This window comes from Streptomyces sp. NBC_01717 (genome assembly GCF_036248255.1).
GTDB lineage: Bacteria > Actinomycetota > Actinomycetes > Streptomycetales > Streptomycetaceae > Streptomyces.
Genome location: NZ_CP109178.1, coordinates 301,426 through 317,500 on the forward strand (window position 1 = coordinate 301,426; position 16,075 = coordinate 317,500).

Genomic DNA, 16,075 nt, shown 5'->3' on the forward strand with positions numbered 1-16,075 from the left:
GGCCCGGCGATCCGGTCGCCACGGCGCTCCGCCACCGTGGCGGGCGCGGCCACAGTCCCCCGGTGCCGCAGGCGAGGGCACTTTTCAGCAAGCGCTGCCCCGCCTGCCTGCGACCAACAACTGATGCAGCGCCCATCCGCGCCCCCGCGGGTCGAGCGGGCGAGTGGCCGCGCCGAAGATCTCCGCTGCGCGGCGGTACGAGAGGCGGCCACGACTCGTGGTGAACAGCGGCCCGTCGACTCGGCCGAGCACCAGCAGGGGGAGCAGCCGGGCCGTGCCTTCGCCCCAGCGCACGGGCAGGTCCGCGCGCTGCAGGGTACGGCGGCCGGGCACGTCCAGGTCGTCGATGTCGAGGGCGAGGGCGCGTTCGATCGGCGCACCGCTCTCGTACAGCAGATGCCAGAAGGTCTGCTCGCGCAGCGAAGTGGGCAGTTCCAGGATGGCTCGGACCTGAAGGGTGTTGAGCCGAGCGCCGTCAACTGGTGGCTTCGGAAAGGGGAGGGGGCGAAGTCCGGCTGTGGGGTCGCCGGTCAGCCAGCTCTGCGCCCGCCACCAATTGACCGCTCCGACGAGGATCGACAGCTCCCGGTTGGCGGTTCTGACACCGACGACTGCGGACCGTGCGGCGAGCGCCTTCTGCAGCCGGGGTGCGGCGTGGTCGGCGTCCAGGAGCGCCAGTGGGAGGGCCGGCGGCACGGCGTTGCGGCGGTCTGCGCCTACCGGTGGGGTGCGGTCCACCATGGCCCAGGCCCAGGTGATCAGGGCGATCCGGTAGATCCGACGTGAGTTGGTGCCCAAGGACGCGGCGGACAAGTACCGGTCGACGGCGACCGCGTACTCCACAGGCCGGCTCAAGTGATGCCCCTTCGTCAAATTCCGATGCACCGCAGTAAATTACTCGGGCGAAAGCCCCTTGGCCATTCTAAGTTGACTTCACTCGACTCAAGTTATTGCGCCGCGCTACTAGCGTGTCGGCGCCTGGATCTTGCACCCTGCGTTCATGCCCCTCGACCGACGTCTTGCGGTGATGCGTGAGCGCGACTTCCGCCGCTTCTTTCTCGGCTACACCACCTCCCTGCTGGGTTCTGCGATGGCCTCCATCGCGCTGACCTTCGCGATCCTGGAAACCGGCGGGGGTGGTACGCGGCTGGGCTGGGTCATGGCGGCCCGAATCCTGCCGCTGGTCCTCATGCTGCTCGTCGGCGGAGTGGTCGGTGACCGCCTGGGCAGCCGTCAGGCGATGCTGACGGCCGACGCCGTACGCTGCCTCACCCAGCTCGGACTTGTCGCAGTCCTGCTCGACGGCGAGCCGCACCTGTGGACGCTCGTCGGTCTGGTCGCCCTCTGGGGCGCCGCAGAGGCGTTGTTCACCCCGGCCCTGGGTGCCCTCGTTCCGCACATCGTGCGCCCGGACGCACTGTCCGACGCCAACGCTCTACTCGAGGTCACTCGTTCGGCAACGTCCATCGCGGGCCCGGTGCTCGCGGGCCTGCTGACTGCTGTGGTGGACGCGTCCACCGTGCTCGCGCTGGATGCCGCCAGCTACGCGGTAAGCATGGTCGTACTGCTGCTGTTGCCCCGCGCGACACGGTCCACCATTGCGACCGCCTCTTTCTTTGGAGAACTCGCGGAAGGCTGGGCCGAGTTCAGATCCCGCACCTGGTTGTGGGTCACTACAGTGCACATCTGTCTCTTCAACCTCTTCGTCTGGGGACCGTTCCTCGTTCTCGGCCCCGTCATCGCCGAGCGGCGGCTCGGTGGAGCGACCTCGTGGGGTCTGGTAATGGCCCTTTACGGGGGCGGTGCGGTGGCCGGCGGCCTGGTGATGCTCGGCCGCCTACCGCGCCGGCCGCTGCTTGTGGCCACAGTGGCGACCCTTGGCTGGTCGTTGCCGTCTGCCGCCCTCGCCACTGGTCGGTCGCTGCCGTGGGTCTGCGGCACCGCGCTGGTCGCCGGCGCCGGATCAGCGGTGTGCGGCACTCTCTACGCGACCGCCACACAGCGTCAGGTTCCGCCGGGCATGCTCGCCCGCGCCAACGCCTACGCCTCCTTCGGGGCATTCGCTCTCGGCCCCATCGGGCTGGCCGCCGCCGGGCCGATCTCCACACTCCTCGGCACCTCGGGCGTCCTGGGCTTCGGGGCCGTGTGGCAGGTCGCGGCTGTCACCGCAGTCCTGACGCTTCCCTCCATACGGGCCGGGCTTCCCACGTCGTCTCATGAGGGAACCCACAACCTGAGGCCCGGGCGTCGACGCGGCGGCGAGCGCGAACCCTCGACGCCGCGAACTCGCGCTGATGACGATCCCCGCAATTCCCCACAGCAGCTCGACTGACTCCTCACCGCAACAGGTGGCGCGGCCGGTCGGTCGAACCCTTTGTGCGTGAAGCACTGGTTCGCCTGCTGCCTGATGCGACTTACGGCCGGGACCGCATCGGCGTCATCGGTGAAGGACTCCGGGCGCAGGAAGTGCGGGCAGTGGGGGACCTGCTGGAACGTGTCTGGAAATTGATCTCGTGGTGGGGCGTGGTGAGCTGACGGATGCGGCGTGGGATCGGATAGCGCCGTTGTTGCCGGGAGTTGACGGTCGGGGTCGTCCGTGGCGGGATGACCGGCGGGTGATCTACGGAGTGCTGTGGCGGTTGCGGACGGGTGCACCATGGCGGGTCGCGCCAGAACAGTACGGGCCGTGGCAGGCTGGTCGCATCGCAAGGACGACGTCCTGAGCGACGATTCCGGCCTCCTCGTACGCTGGTGACTCCGGCGTATCCGTGCCCGTGGCGTTCCGCGCCTTCCGCCACATCCCCAGCTGCAGGCAGTAGTTCTCCCGCAGCCCAGCCAGCCACTGCTCGTCGTCCCCTCGGACGAGGAACACCCCGCTGCCGCCACCGCCACCAGGGCCAGGACTGGGACTACCACCTTGAGCACGCGCACCGCGTTACCCCGGCTGAAACTGCGTCCGCTCGCCCCTGTCACCTGCAACTCCCGCAGCAGGATACCCGCGTGGGACACCTTGCCCGCCGCGGCGGTCGCTGACTGAGCGGCGCAGCGCCCGTACGAAACGCGTTGGCGGGCCTTCCTCCAACCTGTCGAAGCCCGCGCACAGATGGCGCGGGTCGGCCGGCGGCAGACCGCCCGGCTTCGACCGCGAGCTCTGCAAGGCCCGCACCGCCGGAGCACGCAGCTCGGCTCGCGACACCGCCGGCAGACCGGTCCCGGTTCCCCCGTCGGCCGGCCCGGAGGTACACGCCGGTGGGCGGGTGGATCCGACCGTGTGAGATCTCCGAGGGCGGGCACGCGAATGATCGAGAGGGAAACGCCGGCTCTGATCAACGGCGAATTACAGATCTCTCAACCCGCACCAAATGAAGGAGCTAGGCATGAGCGACATCTGGGGATACCAGCCGACGACGGGCTACACCGCCGGCACGAACCTGACCGGTTACAAGGTCGAGGCGACCGACGGAAGCATCGGCAAGGTCGACAAGCACTCCGATGAGGTCGGCTCCTCCTGCATCGTGGTCGACACCGGCGTCTGGATCTTCGGTAAGCACGTACTGCTGCCTGCCGGAACCATTACCCTCATCGACGCCTCGGAGAAGAAGATCCACGTCTCGCGCACCAAGGCCGAGATCAAGGATTCACCCGAGTTCGACAAGGACAGGCACCTTGGCGACCCGAGCTATCACGACGCGGTCGGTGAATATTACGACGCCCCCCGCGTCTGACACGAGCCCATGAAGCGCGAGGTCGGGGTGGGCCAGGGATTCCCTGGTCCACCCCGGCATATCCGCGGCGGACCGGGGTCGGGGGAACGGTGGCGGCCGTCCCAGCAGGGCAGCTGAGGTGAGCCATTCGCCGATGCCCTCAGGTCAGACGTCGGGCGACGGGGAAGCGGGCCACGGGACGGTGGTCTCGGCTGCGACCCCGTAGTCGACGCCGGGAACGTCCCAGCCGTAGAGCTGGCCGACCTGGTCGCGGAACCAACCAGTCTCCGCCCTGGTGACAATGGTGTCGGCGTCAACCTGGTCCCACGTGGCGCGGACGGCAGCCTGAACCCCGGGATTCATCTCCCAGTCGTCCAGCCGGATGCGCTCCTGGTCGTCCAGGTCGAGTTCGGCGTCACCGGCGAGCTGGTTCCACAGGGCCGCTGCCTGGTCGACGGTGGTCTGCCAGCTGTCTCCGGTAACGCGGTGAAGGATGCTGGTGTAGAGCGCGATGCTCGGGATGGCGGTGGAGGCCTGGGTGACGGCCGCGCCCGCGACGACGGTGTAGGCGTGGCGTTTGCCCTTGAGCTGGGTATTGATGGCGCGGGCGGTGTCTTCCAGGTGCTGCTTGGCGGCGCCGATGGTTCCGGCCCGGTAGATGGGGGCGGTGATGTCGGATCCGACATACGAGAGGGCGACGGTCTGGAAGCCGTCGGCGAGCAGGCCTTTGGACTGAAGGGCGTCGATCCACATCTGCCAGTCGGCGCCGCCCATGACCTGCACGGTCGCGTCGCGCTCGGCCTCGTCCGCGGCCTGCAGGTGCAACTCGCCGATCTGCGGGACGCCGTCCTCGAACACAAGAGTCTTGGCCCGGTAGTCGGTACCGAGCGGCTTGATGACGGAGTGGTGGACCTCGCCGGTCAACGGGTCCGTGCGACGCGGGGCCGCGATGCTGTAGATGAGCAGGTCGATCTTGCCGAAGCGGGCGGCGAGCTGGTCGGCGGCCTCGTCCTTGACGCCATCGGAGAAGGCGTCGCCGTTGAGGAAGGTGAAGTCAGCACCGGCCTCGGCGGCGAGTTCGGCGGTCCGCGCGGTGCGGTACCAGCCCGCGCTTGCGGTGCGGCGCTCGGTCGCGGTGGCCTCGAAGGCGATGCCGAGTCCGCGCATCCGGTGGGCGCGTAGGCCGACCAGAGTCGCGGCCAATCCGTAGCCGGCGCTGGAGCCGATGACGAGGGCGACCGGGCCGGGCCGGTCGTCGGCAGGCTCTGGTGTCCGCTGCCACATGCGGTCGACCACGGCTTTGCAGCCGGTCGGATGGCTGTTGACGTAGAGGTAGCCGCGGTTGCCGGGCTTGATCTCACGGAGGCTCACTCGTGCGGTCCTTCGGGTGCGGGGATCGTGGTCGCCGCGGTGTGAACGGTGCCACGCAGCGGTGGATGTCGTCGACGGAATCCGGCTGGCCGGTGGCCTCGTCGGGGATGACGATGCCGAACGTGCCCTCCAGGGCGGTGACCAGACGAGGTTGTCCATGCCCCGGGTCTCGCTCCGGTCGGGCCCTGCCCACATCCTCGGTGAGCAGGGCCCAACCGGTGATGGTGATCTTCGCTAGAAGTGGCCGCAGATTCTTGTCTGTGTCCTATTCGGTCATGTCACACCACCTGACGGGTCCGGATGCGGGAGAACAGCGTCTCGGTGGGGACCGCCGGCATGCTGCGGGGGCGGCGGCGGCGAGACCAGTGCGGGGCGATTGGTTACCGAAGTCGGCGCCGCCGGAGCCTGTTGAGCAGCGGGAGTCCGGGAAACGGTCGCGGCGATCTTCTCCCGCAGCGGCGGCGTGCAGGGGCCCGGGGCCTGGTCCGGCATCACGAGTTCAAGTTCCGTAGCGCTTCGCCTGCAACGCTGCTCGATGGGGGCTCAGCCATCCGATTGCCCAAGGTTTGGGCGTCGTGGCCACCCCCCGGCGCACGTTCGCAAGCGGGACTTGCGACGCCGGGTCGCGGACTGCGCCGCCTTACGCGTGACCGCTCGGACCGCCGACTGGCCCGCACCGCGCAGGGGGCGTTTCATCGAAGAGTGACCTGTCTGCGTATCGATGTGCACGCTCACCTGTGGACCACGGGGTACCTGGACCGCCTCGAACGACTGGGGAAGACCGATACCGACACCCAGCGCGGGATCGGTGCCGACGCGACCGAGGCCGATCTGGACCGGCGTTTCGCGCTGATGGACCAGGCAGGCATCGACCTTCAGGTGCTCTCCGTGGCACCGCAGTCCCCACACCTGCTGGGGGAGCCCCACGCCGTGGCGCTGGCGGCCTCGGCGAACGAGTCGTACGCAGAGCTGGTGGCCCGCTTCCCCGGGCGCTTCCGGGCGTTCGCCGCGCTGCCCCTCCCCCATGTCGACGCGGCCCTGCGTGAGGTCGTCCACGCCCTGGACGACCTCGGTGCGGTCGGTGTCGGCGTGACCACGACCGTACTCGGCCGCACACTCGCAGACCCGCTTTTCGACCCCCTGTACGAGGAGCTCGATCGGCGCGGTGCCGTCCTGTACGTCCACCCGGCCGGCGAAGGGGCCGCCAGTCCGCTGATCACCGGGCACGGCATGACGTGGATGGTGGGAGCTCCGGTCGAGGACACGGTGGCGGTCATGCACTTGATCCTCGCGGGCATCCCCGTGCGCTATCCGCGGATGCGTATCCTGGCCTCGCATCTGGGTGGGGCGCTGCCGTTGTTGCCGCGCCGACTCGACAACCATCTGGCGTTCGAGTCCCCTGAGACGCCCGAACTGCCTTCGGTGGCCCTCGGTCGCCTCTGGTACGACACGGTCAGCCACGTGCATTCGCCGGCGCTGATCGCCGCCGTTGCGTCATTCGGGGCGGACCGCCTCGTACTCGGCACGGATTTTCCGTACGAGGACGGAGAGGTCTTCCTGCGGGCCGTGGACTACATCGCTGACTCGGGGCTCGCCCCGGAGGAGGCCACGAGGATCCTCGACACCAATGCGGCACACCTGCTCGGCCTGTCCGGGCCGTGACCCTTCGGCCACGCGTCGTCCGGCCGGTCCACGATCGCCCGTCGTCTCGGCTGGTCCGACCGGCAACGACGCCACCAGGCTCGATCCCAGGCCAGCCGCTATCGGCGACAAGCCGCAGTCGCTGCCCCGGTACGGATGTGGACGTCGCGCAGCCAGCGATGTCGTCCTGCGATCACGACGTCGTCGGCCAGGTCGCGCCAGATGACGCACCCGCCGACGAGTCGTCCGCGTGACCGGGGGTGACGGCACGGGGCACGACACAGCGGTGGCCGTACGCAGCCGATCACGACTCGGCTTCAAAGGTACGGTCGTCGGCCGTCGTTGCCCACGCGGCGAAGCGCCTCGCCCCCGCGGGCGTCACTCCTGCCGCAGACTCGTGACCAGCTCACGCGGCAGACCATGAGTGTCATGGAGGTAGTGGAAGTCCTCCTCGGTCAGCCTGCCTTGGAACCGGGGTCGGGCGAGCACCTGCCGACCGCGCTCCAGGAGCCGACGGAACCGACGCTCCTCCTCGAGCAACACCCGGAGCACGTCGCCTGGGCGCATGTCCTGCCGGAAGTGGTCCAGGGTGTGCTGGACCAGTTCTTCCGGCAAGTCTTCGACACCACGCGAGGGATCGTCCCGCCAGAGCACGGTGAGCACCCGTCGTACCAGACGGCGCAGCACGTAACCCTGTCCGGTATTGGCCGGGCGCACGCCGTCGCCGAGCACCACGATGGCGGAGCGCAGATGGTCGCTGACCAGACGCAGCGAGGGCTCCTCCAGGGGCCACAGGGGCGGCACGAGGCGGCGCCACGGGTCGAAGACGTCGCATTCGAAGACGGACGACTTGCCCTGGAGCAGTGAGGCCAGCCGCTCCAGGCCGAGTCCGGTGTCGACGTTGCGCTGGGGAAGAGGCACCAGGGAACCGTCTTCGAGCCGGCGGTGGGTCATCATCACGTGGTTCCACACCTCCACCCAGCGGTCGTCGCGGGTGGGTGTCGACTGGGGTGGGCAGTCCCCGCTCCACAGGAAGATCTCCGAGTCAGGACCGCACGGTCCGACCGGTCCGTTGGACCACCAGTTGTCCTCCACGGTGAGTTCGACGGGGACGCCGCGGTCCTGCCACAGCTGAAGGGAAGCGGTGTCCGGCCCGGTCTGGCTGCCACCGGCATAGACGGTGGCGTGCAGCAGGCCGGGATCGATACCCAGCCCCTCGGTGAGCAGCCCGTATCCCCAGTCGAGACTGAGCGGGCCTTCGTAGTCACCCAGCGACCAGGTGCCGAGCATCTCGAAGACGGTCAGGTGAGTGGCGTCACCGACCTCCTCCAGGTCCGTGGTGCGCAGGCAGCGCTGCACGTTGACCAGCCTCGTGCCCAGCGGATGGGCGCGGCCCTCCAGGTATGGAGTGAGGGGGTGCATGCCGGAGGTGGTGAAGAGCACGGGGTCGCCGGGTGGTGGCAGCAGCGTCGAGCCGACGATCCGGCGATGGGCGCGCTCTTCGAAGTGCTCGATGAACGTACTGACCAGCTGTTCTGTATTCATGGGATGACTCCTTCGCATCACAGCGGGGAGGCACCGGAGACGGGACCGTTCAGTCGTCCGGCCGGGGCCAATGGCGCCACGGCACTACCGACGGACCGTTTCCGGTCGCCGGGGAAGGGGGAAAGGGGAAAGTCAGGCGGCGGCAACCGGCGAGCTGGTCGCTCGCGCGGTCGCGATGGTGCTTGGGCCGGTGACGTTCATGCGGATGACCATAACGCGCCCCTTGCCGCCGGAGCATTCGAATTTTCCGCCAGAACATCCCGAGCGACTGTCCCGTGAGACAGAGTGGCTGGGGCTCCTTGGCCTTTCAATTGCCCTTCGTTGCGTGGTCAGCCCGCTGGGGTGCCGGCGATCTGGGTGACGAGGAAATCGAGCCGTTCCTCCTGGCCGATCGGTGATATGCCTTGGGCTTGGGGCTGTCTGCCGCCGGCGGAAACCAGGTGACCTCGGCGTACCACCTGGGTAAGGTTGGGCAATGCCCGAGCTGAAGCGGCTGCATGTCAGCCATGTCCCGGCGGTCTTGGCCTTCGAGTTGGCGAATCGCGCCTACTTCGCTGCCTCGGTCTCCGACCGCGGCGACGACTTCTTCGCCCAGTTCACCGACAGGTACAACGCCTTGCTGGCTGAGCAGGAGGCGGGCATCTGCGCCTTCTACGTGCTCGTCGCCGAGGACAGCTCGGTACTCGGCAGGTTCAACCTGGTCGACATCGAGGACCACACTGCGGAACTCGGCTACCGGGTCGCGCAGCACGTCGCCGGCCACGGCGTGGCGACCGCGACTGTCCGGGAAGTGTGCCGACTGGCGGTGGCCCAACACCGGCTGCGCACATTGCGAGCGGCCACGGCCCACCAGAATATCGCGTCCCAAAAGGTGCTGACCAAAGCCAGGTTCGTCCCCGTCGGCCCCGCCGACCCAGCCCACATCGGCGGTAAGGCAGGCACTTGGTATCAGCGCGACCTGGTGGTCCAGCCATACAGCGCGATCTTGCCTGGGGACCGGCTGCGGGAGGACCGCGGCCACCGCTGATCACCGGTGTGTGATGGCTGACGATCTTGCGCTGGCCACAGGTCACCGCGTGGTCCCTGCCTGCCGGCAGGGGCGTTCGAGGGCCTGGCGGGCCGGATAGCGGGCCGGTTCGCGCGGGTCGAGCCCCGGCGCCGGGTGAAGTACTTCGTGCTCGAGTTGCTGTCGGACCTGCCACGCACACACTGCTGAACGATCGCGGAGTGGGCCGGGGAGGCCGGCCCGGACGGCGTGCACGGAGTCAGCTCGGTGTTGGCCGCCAGGCGGCTTCGGCGGCCTGGGCGGTGGGGTGCGTGGGGAAAACCTGTTCCAGGCCCACGATGCGGAAGATGCGGCTGACGCGGTCGGGGACCGCCGCCAGGACGATGGCCGCGTCCGCTGCCAGGGCGTGGTTGCGGGCAGCTATCAGGACAGTGATCCCGGTGGAGTCGCAGAAGGTGAGGCGTCCGAGATCGAGGACCAACTGTTGCCCCGCTCGCAGGTCGAGATCCAGTAGCGCGGCGCGGAAGTCGGAGGCGGTGTGGCGGTCGAGTTCCCCGGCCAGTTCGATGATCGGTCCGGCGTGAGTGGCACGGGTATGGAGGGTCAGTTGCTGGGTCACTGCTGCTCTTCACTGGTCGGTCGGGGCACGTTGATGGCCAGGACGGCGGTGTCGTCGTCCACGCCGGTGCCGAAGGTGTCGAGCAGGTCGCGGATCGCGACGATCGTGTCCGTGGCAGTGGTGGGTGCGAGGGTGCGGGCGAAGTCGAGGAGGGCTTCGTCGCCGTAGCGGTCGCCGGCTCCGGTACTCGCGGTGTGGGCTTCGGTGAGGCCGTCGGTGTGCAGCAGAAGGGTGTCACCGGGGTTCAGGTGGATCGTGGTGGTGGCGATGTGAGCGTCGGGCAGGACGCCGATGAGCTGGCCGCCGGGGGTGGGCAGGTAGTCGGCGGTGCCGTCGGCACGCATCAGCAGGGCGGCGGGATGTCCGCCGCTGGCCAGGGTGAGGCGGAAACCGCCCTGGTCGCCGTAAGGGGTGAGCAGGCCGAAGATCACGGTGCAGAACCGGGGGTCGGTCCCGCTGTACTCGTGGTTCAAGACGGTGTTGAGGTTGCCGAGCACGGCTGCGGGGTCCGGGTCGTAGACCGCGGCGGCACGCAGCGTGTAGCGGGCGAGAGAGGTGACGGCCGCGGCGGTTGCACCTTTGCCGCACACGTCGCCCAGGAACAACCCCCAGGTGCCGGCGGCCAGCGGGAAGAGGTCGTAGAAGTCGCCACCGACCTCGTCGGCGGAAGCGATGTGATAGTGCGCGGCGACGTCCAAACCGGGCACGTTCGCCAGGGCCGGCGGCAGCAGAGTCTTCTGCAAGGTGGTGTTCAGGCGCTTGAGGCGTTCGCGTTCCCGCTCGGCTTCCTGGCGGGCGCGCAGCAGCTCGGTTTCGTAGGCACGACGCTCACGGGCGTCGAAGAGGGTGGTGCGGATCAGCAACGGCTGCCCGCCGCTGCCCGTCTTCACCGTAGAGGTGACCAGGACCGGAAGACGGGAGCCGTCGGCGGCCTTGAGCTCCAGGGCGATACCGCTGATCTCACCCTGCATGCGCAGCAGCGGCGCGAAATGCGTCTCGTGATAGAGCCGCCCGCCGACGCTCAACAAGTCGGAGAAGTGCTTGCGGCCCACCAGCTCGCCGCGCTCGTAGCCGAGCCAGTCCAGCAATGTGGTGTTGACCTTGGCGATCTGGCCGTCCAGCAGAGTGGACAGGTAGCCGCACGGGGCATGCTCGTACAGGTCCTCGGCACTGTCCTCCAGCAGCACGGAGAACTGCGCCTGCCCGTCGACCGGCTTCACGTCCCCTTCCAGGCCCCGGCCCTCTCCCCCATCGCCGGACCTGCGCATCATCTGGCGGTTCCCACGAACGTGGCGATCGCGGCAGCGGTCTCCTGCGGCGCGGCGAGCTGGGGACAGTGCCCCGTCGCGTTCAACGTGACCAGTCGACTGCCGGGTATCTGGGCGTGGACGAACGCGCCCACCTCCGGCGGCGCGATCGCGTCGCTGGAGCACTGAGCGACCAGCGTGGGAACACGCACCCGGGCAAGGTCCGCGCGGTTGTCGGACAGGAAAGTCACCCGCGCGAAGATGCGTGCGATGTCCGGATCGGTGCGGCAGAAACTGTTGGTCAGCTCCTCGCCCAGCTCCGGCCGTTCCGGGTTACCCATGATGACCGGCGCCATCGCACCTGACCATCCCAGATAGTTCGCCTCCAGCGACTCCAGCAGCTCATCGATGTCCGCGGCACTGAACCCGCCCCGGTAGCCAGTGGCCGGATCGTCGACGAAGCACGGTGACGGGGCGAGCAGCACCAGACCGGCGAACGCCTCCGGCTCCCGCGCGGCGGCCAGCACGCCCATCATTGCGCTCACCGAATGCCCCACGAAGATCACCGGGCCGAGCGTCAACTCGTTGCAGATCTCCAGCACATCGTCGACGTATCCGTCCAACGTCGCATAGCGCTCCTGGCTCCACGCCGACAGGTCCGAACGCCCCGCGCCGACGTGGTCGAAGAGGACCACGGTGAATTCGCGCTCCAATGCCGGCACCACAAGACGCCACATGTTCTGGTCACACCCGAACCCGTGCGCCAGCATCACCACCGGCGCCCCGGAGCGCCCGGTCACCGTCACATGGTTCCTGCTCCGTACATCCATGCGGCACATCCTCCCAGACCGAAACCACCGGGCATCCTGCCTACCCAGTTCCCATGGGCGGACCCTCCCCGCAGCTTTGTCGACGGTTCACGAAGCCGCTTCGGATCGGCCCCCTCCCTCGTGGGACTGCTGGGCCTCCCGCACCAAGAACAGCCCTGGGGCGCGGCAACGGTCGTGGTGTTCCCGCGTTCCCGCGTTCCCGCGTTCCCGCGTACCCGCGTACCCGCGTCTCCGGCCCGAATCCCTCGTCTGGCTGAGGGGCAGGCCTTATGTACTCCTCGCCGGTCATCCGACCTGCAAGTCTGTTGACGGAGCCGCGCGGGCTCGCGCAGGCCGCCACGGTCATCAGAGTTTGGACCGATGAGTCTCCGCGCGCCACGGCGTCCAAGGAGTGGAGACGGTCGCGTCTCCCCGCCGAAGCGGCTGAACAGGGCCTCGAGGTCGAAGAGAGAGTGGTGCGTGATGAAGCTGGTTGTGCAGGAGTTCCTGACGCTCGACGGTGTCTCCCAGGGGCCGGGGTCCCCGGACGAGGACACCAGCGACGGGTTCACGCGGGGTGGCTGGTTCGTGCCACACCTGGACGAGGAGTTCGACCGGCTCGTCGGCACCTGGCTCGGCCAGGCTGACGCACTTCTGTTCGGCCGCCGTACGTACCAGAACTTCGCCCGGGACTGGCCGAAGATGACCGACCATCCCTTCGCCGGCATCTTGAACGGCCTGCCGAAGTACGTGGCCTCCCGCAGCCTGACCAAGGCGGAGTGGAACCCGACCACGATCCTGTCGGACGACATCCCCGCCCACGTCGCCGAACTGAAGCGGCGGCCCGGCCGGGAACTGCAGATGCACGGCAGCGCCGAGCTGGCCCAGTCCCTGCTGGCCGCCGGGCTGATCGACACATTGCGGCTCGTCATCGCCCCGGTCGTGGTGGGCCAGGGCCGACGCCTGTTCCCGGACGGCGGAGCACCGGCCGGCCTGCGGCTCGTCAGTCATGTGACGACACCGGGCGGCCTCTCGGTGCACACCTTCGAATCGACGGGGCTTCCGGAGTACGGGACCTACGGGGCCGACGCGTAGGCCCCTGGTGCCGGATCGGCACCGACGGACCTGATCGCCGGACGAACTCCCGTACCTCGACCGGCGATCACGAATGATCCCATGTACGCGTTCCGCAAAACGTGACGGGTCCAGGCCACGGGCACCGCACGCGCTCTTGTTGGCGTGTTCATGACCTGGGAGCCTCTCTTCGCGTCGGCCTGCCGCCCGAGTGGGCCCCATCGACACGAGGAGTGTGCATGCACCCCCACTCTGCCCACCGCCCGGCGCTCATCGCCGCGATCGCCGCCGCCCTTGCGGGGCTGCTCATGGCGCTGACCCCCAATCCCGCCGAGGCCTGGGGCTACGGCGTCAACCGGATCCAAAGTGCCGCCGAGGACAGCCACGCCCAGACCGGGATGGGCCCTGGGTGGGTGCTGCTGAGCTACAAGGCCAACGGCCCGATGGTCGGCTACCTGTTCGGCCAGGACTTCGCCTTCGCCGACGGCAGCGTCAAGCCCGGCCCCGACCACATGGACATCCGCGACACCGGCGACGCCACCGCCGGCAACACCGAGGGCATCGACCGCTGGCCCTGGGGCTATGCGGGCGGCAGCTTCGATGGCTGCGCCTACGCGTACGGCACCAGCAAATTCGCCTTCGAGCACGGCGGCTTCACGTCCGGCAGCTGCGCCGGCGGGCCGAACGTCATCGGCTCCAGCAACGCCGACGGCAGGCCCGACCAGCTGAACTGGTGGCATTCCGAGAACGTGTTCTGCACGGACACAGCCGCCGATGCACTGTGTAGTCCGTGGGGCGTGTGGAGCGAGAACAAGGGCGGCGGCCTGAAGGTCACCTCCTCCATCACCTCCTGCACCGTCTACGGCAACATCGGCGCCGCCGCGGCCTACGGCTCCGGCGCGGCGGTGCCCGCGCACCCGCTCGGCACCGTGCCGCCCGGCCAGCAGGTAGACGTGCGCTATGTCGCCAAGAGCCGTCAGTGGGTGATGGCGAAATGGAACGGCCAACGCCTGGCGGGCGGCATCGCCTGGGCGTTCTTCCCCCGCAACTGCCTGGCCTGAACGGGTGGCAGGCGGCTCCACGCCGCGGTTCGTGGGATGGAGGGGCGTGACTCGATCAACCATCGTGGTTCTGGCTCAACTTGCTTGGTTGAGCCACTCCCCCCGTGCCAACTGAGATTGAGTGGAGCCGTGTGTACCAGGCGACGAGGGCTCGAGCCAAGGCGTCAGAGGGCGATCAGCCCGGCCGGCGTCTCCCTGAAGCCACAGGCATCGAAATAGAACGAACGCACATGTTCCTCGAAGTCGACGTGAAGCCACTCGCACTTCGCCGCACGGGCTTCCTTGGCCGCGACTGCGACAAGCGCGGCGCCGACCCCCCGCGAACGGCGATGCCGGGCGACCACCGTATCCAGGATGAAGGCGTGAGCTCCGCCGTCCCAGGCAACGTTGACGAAGCCGCTCAGAGCGCCGTCTTCCCACGCGCAGACCCAGCCGAGGCTGTGGCGTTCAAGTCGTGCTCGCCAGTCGGTCTGGACGACCGGGGTGCCGAAGCCGTCGGCGTGCAGCGCGTTGAGGGGCGCATTGTCGAAGTCGCCCCGCCACTCGTACTTGATCGTCACGCATGGATCTTAGTGTCGCCCCCAGTCCGGTACTGACCGGGTACGCTGCCCGCTCGCTGAGAACCGCTCCGGGAGGAGCAACAAGGGGGTGCGATCGTGCGCAGAGCTGCGGGAATCAGGCGGAGGGGCATAGCGGCCGTCGCCGTACTGGCCACTGTGCTCACGGCTGCGGGGTGCGGCACGGACTCCGAGTCGGCCGACTCCCGGACCGCCGGCTCCGCCGATACGACGGGCCCCGGCGGCAAGGACATGGCGCCGAGGGCCCCTGCGAGCACCCTCACTTGGGAGTTCGAGCACATCGCGGAATTCAGCGGAGACCTCACCGATGTCGCCGTCCTGGCCGCGGACGACATCTGGGCGGTCGGAACCGAGAACAACGGCGCGCCCAACGCCCACCTGCTGCACTACGACGGTACGCAGTGGAAGCGCGAGCCCCTTCCCGAAGCTCTCGGCCCCACCGACTACCCGCCCGTGCTCGAAGAGGTCGGCGAGGAAGCCCTGTGGCTGCGACCGCAGACCTATGAGAAGGGCAGCGGCGTGACCCCCTGGGCGAGGTGGGACGGCACCCGCTGGTCCGCGGTGCCGAGCCCCCCGCCGGGATCTGTCGGGGACTTCGAGGCCTCGGACCCGGAGGACATCTGGGCCCTCAGCGGCGAGCAGACCGCCGAGCACTGGGACGGCACCCGCTGGACCACGACCCGGCTGCCGTACGGCGCCTCCGACCTCGCGGTGGTCGGACCGGACGACGTGTGGGCGGTCGGCAGCCGCTCGACCGGGCCGGGCACCGAGCTGAGCTACGGCGAGCGGTACAGCCAGCCAGTCTCGATGCACTGGGACGGCACCTCCTGGAAGTCGGTGGAGACTCCGCAGGCCCGCTTCGAGGAGCCGATCCCGCCGGAGCCCAGCGCCGGTCTGGGCCAGGTCTTCGCGCTCGACAGCGGTGAGGTGCGCGCGTACGGCAACAACACCTTCAACCACGGCGAGGTCGAGAACGAACCCGCTGACGAGTCCATCCGGCTGCGCTGGGACGGCTCCACATGGGTCCAGCAGGAGCGCGTGCCCGGCGGGTGCGCTCTGCGGACCCCGGTGGGCCAGGACGACGAGGGCCTGTTCCTCGACGGCAACTGGTACCTGACCGACGACGGCCGGTGCGTGAAGATCAAGCGCCACCGCCTGCCCGTGTCGACCGGTGCCCGCAAAGGTTCGAACCAGTCGCTGTGGCTGAAGGAGATCCATCGGGTGCCCGGCACCGACGAGTGGCTGGGCGCCGGACACGTCCAGGTCAACCAGTCGGGCGCCCCCTTCGGAGCCCCCGTCCTCGTACGCCTGAAGCGCGGCGGCTGACCTCTGATTCCCCATGGGGCGTCGCGCAGGGCGCAGCGCGCCTGCCCCGAGCGACCCCCCGTCGTCGGCACCATCGCGGTGAGGGAGAGGGCGG

Annotated in this window: 14 protein-coding genes and 1 pseudogene; 8 read left to right on the top strand and 7 right to left on the bottom strand. The window is 68.9% G+C overall.

Translation table 11 applies throughout. The annotated features are described in order from the left end of the window. Positions 1 to 84: 84 nt before the first annotated feature. Positions 85 to 855, bottom strand: a complete 771-nt coding sequence (locus OHB49_RS01410; RefSeq protein ID WP_329157194.1) for a hypothetical protein — start codon at positions 853 to 855, stop codon at positions 85 to 87. Between the two features lie 145 nt (positions 856 to 1,000). Here OHB49_RS01410 and OHB49_RS01415 point away from each other — a divergent pair, with 145 nt between their 5' ends. From OHB49_RS01415 to OHB49_RS01425, 3 genes and pseudogenes are all read left to right on the top strand, one after another. Next, the gene (locus OHB49_RS01415) at positions 1,001 to 2,332 is read left to right on the top strand and encodes an MFS transporter (protein ID WP_329157196.1); all 1,332 of its coding nucleotides are present in this window, start codon (positions 1,001 to 1,003) and stop codon (positions 2,330 to 2,332) included. 181 nt (positions 2,333 to 2,513) lie between these two features. Beyond that, positions 2,514 to 2,711: pseudogene (locus tag OHB49_RS01420) on the top strand (transposase); the annotation flags it as partial. 666 nt (positions 2,712 to 3,377) lie between these two features. Then, on the top strand, positions 3,378 to 3,725 hold the full coding sequence (locus OHB49_RS01425; RefSeq protein WP_313941119.1) for a PRC-barrel domain containing protein: 348 nt from the start codon (positions 3,378 to 3,380) through the stop codon (positions 3,723 to 3,725). Between the two features lie 144 nt (positions 3,726 to 3,869). On the opposite strand, the gene fabV is transcribed toward OHB49_RS01425, so the two are convergent. Continuing rightward, a complete protein-coding gene (gene fabV, locus OHB49_RS01430; protein WP_329157198.1) occupies positions 3,870 to 5,075 on the bottom strand; it encodes an enoyl-[acyl-carrier-protein] reductase FabV in 1,206 nt (401 codons plus the stop codon). A 702-nt stretch (positions 5,076 to 5,777) separates the two neighbouring features. Between fabV and OHB49_RS01435 the strand changes: the two genes are divergently transcribed. Further along, entirely contained in the window at positions 5,778 to 6,737 is a 960-nt protein-coding gene (locus OHB49_RS01435; RefSeq protein ID WP_329157199.1) for an amidohydrolase family protein, read from the top strand. Positions 6,738 to 7,094: 357 nt separating this feature from the next. Here OHB49_RS01435 and OHB49_RS01440 read toward each other — a convergent pair whose 3' ends face one another. Continuing rightward, positions 7,095 to 8,261, bottom strand: a complete 1,167-nt coding sequence (locus OHB49_RS01440; protein WP_329157201.1) for an alanine--tRNA ligase-related protein — start codon at positions 8,259 to 8,261, stop codon at positions 7,095 to 7,097. A gap of 475 nt (positions 8,262 to 8,736) precedes the next feature. On the opposite strand from OHB49_RS01440, the gene OHB49_RS01445 reads away from it, so the two are divergent. Beyond that, entirely contained in the window at positions 8,737 to 9,288 is a 552-nt protein-coding gene (locus OHB49_RS01445; RefSeq protein ID WP_329157203.1) for a GNAT family N-acetyltransferase, read from the top strand. Between the two features lie 238 nt (positions 9,289 to 9,526). Here OHB49_RS01445 and OHB49_RS01450 read toward each other — a convergent pair whose 3' ends face one another. Genes OHB49_RS01450 through OHB49_RS01460 form a run of 3 tightly spaced genes read right to left on the bottom strand, consistent with a single transcriptional unit; the run spans position 9,527 to position 11,963 of the window. After that, positions 9,527 to 9,886: an STAS domain-containing protein gene (locus tag OHB49_RS01450; RefSeq protein WP_329157205.1), complete on the bottom strand. Its 360-nt coding sequence runs from the start codon at positions 9,884 to 9,886 to the stop codon at positions 9,527 to 9,529. Then, entirely contained in the window at positions 9,883 to 11,154 is a 1,272-nt protein-coding gene (locus OHB49_RS01455; RefSeq protein ID WP_329166309.1) for a SpoIIE family protein phosphatase, read from the bottom strand. The genes OHB49_RS01450 and OHB49_RS01455 overlap by 4 nt, the downstream gene beginning before the upstream one ends. Next, positions 11,154 to 11,963 carry an alpha/beta fold hydrolase gene (locus tag OHB49_RS01460; RefSeq protein WP_329157207.1) on the bottom strand — a complete coding sequence of 270 codons (810 nt, stop codon included), beginning with the start codon at positions 11,961 to 11,963 and terminating at the stop codon, positions 11,154 to 11,156. Before OHB49_RS01460 ends, OHB49_RS01455 begins: the two co-directional genes overlap by 1 nt. A 462-nt stretch (positions 11,964 to 12,425) precedes the next feature. Here OHB49_RS01460 and OHB49_RS01465 point away from each other — a divergent pair, with 462 nt between their 5' ends. Next, complete coding sequence (locus tag OHB49_RS01465) at positions 12,426 to 13,037, top strand: dihydrofolate reductase family protein (protein WP_329157208.1); 612 nt, start codon at positions 12,426 to 12,428, stop codon at positions 13,035 to 13,037. A 218-nt stretch (positions 13,038 to 13,255) separates the two neighbouring features. After that, on the top strand, positions 13,256 to 14,077 hold the full coding sequence (locus tag OHB49_RS01470) for a hypothetical protein (RefSeq protein ID WP_329157210.1): 822 nt from the start codon (positions 13,256 to 13,258) through the stop codon (positions 14,075 to 14,077). 164 nt (positions 14,078 to 14,241) lie between these two features. Here the strand turns inward: OHB49_RS01470 and OHB49_RS01475 are convergent, their stop codons facing one another. After that, the gene (locus OHB49_RS01475) at positions 14,242 to 14,637 is read right to left on the bottom strand and encodes a GNAT family N-acetyltransferase (RefSeq protein WP_329157212.1); all 396 of its coding nucleotides are present in this window, start codon (positions 14,635 to 14,637) and stop codon (positions 14,242 to 14,244) included. A 96-nt stretch (positions 14,638 to 14,733) separates the two neighbouring features. On the opposite strand from OHB49_RS01475, the gene OHB49_RS01480 reads away from it, so the two are divergent. Next, on the top strand, positions 14,734 to 15,981 hold the full coding sequence (locus OHB49_RS01480) for a hypothetical protein (protein WP_329157214.1): 1,248 nt from the start codon (positions 14,734 to 14,736) through the stop codon (positions 15,979 to 15,981). The last annotated feature ends 94 nt before the right edge of the window (positions 15,982 to 16,075 follow it).

Bases quoted from the DNA above. Each gene is read 5' to 3' on its own strand.
- OHB49_RS01455 (WP_329166309.1), bottom strand. From the start codon at position 11,154: ATGCGCAGGTCCGGCGATGGGGGAGAGGGCCGGGGCCTGGAAGGGGAC.
- OHB49_RS01465 (WP_329157208.1), top strand. From the start codon at position 12,426: ATGAAGCTGGTTGTGCAGGAGTTCCTGACGCTCGACGGTGTCTCCCAG.
- OHB49_RS01470 (WP_329157210.1), top strand. From the start codon at position 13,256: ATGCACCCCCACTCTGCCCACCGCCCGGCGCTCATCGCCGCGATCGCC.
- OHB49_RS01445 (WP_329157203.1), top strand. From the start codon at position 8,737: ATGCCCGAGCTGAAGCGGCTGCATGTCAGCCATGTCCCGGCGGTCTTG.
- OHB49_RS01425 (WP_313941119.1), top strand. From the start codon at position 3,378: ATGAGCGACATCTGGGGATACCAGCCGACGACGGGCTACACCGCCGGC.
- OHB49_RS01460 (WP_329157207.1), bottom strand. From the start codon at position 11,963: ATGGATGTACGGAGCAGGAACCATGTGACGGTGACCGGGCGCTCCGGG.
- OHB49_RS01415 (WP_329157196.1), top strand. From the start codon at position 1,001: ATGCCCCTCGACCGACGTCTTGCGGTGATGCGTGAGCGCGACTTCCGC.
- OHB49_RS01440 (WP_329157201.1), bottom strand. From the start codon at position 8,261: ATGAATACAGAACAGCTGGTCAGTACGTTCATCGAGCACTTCGAAGAG.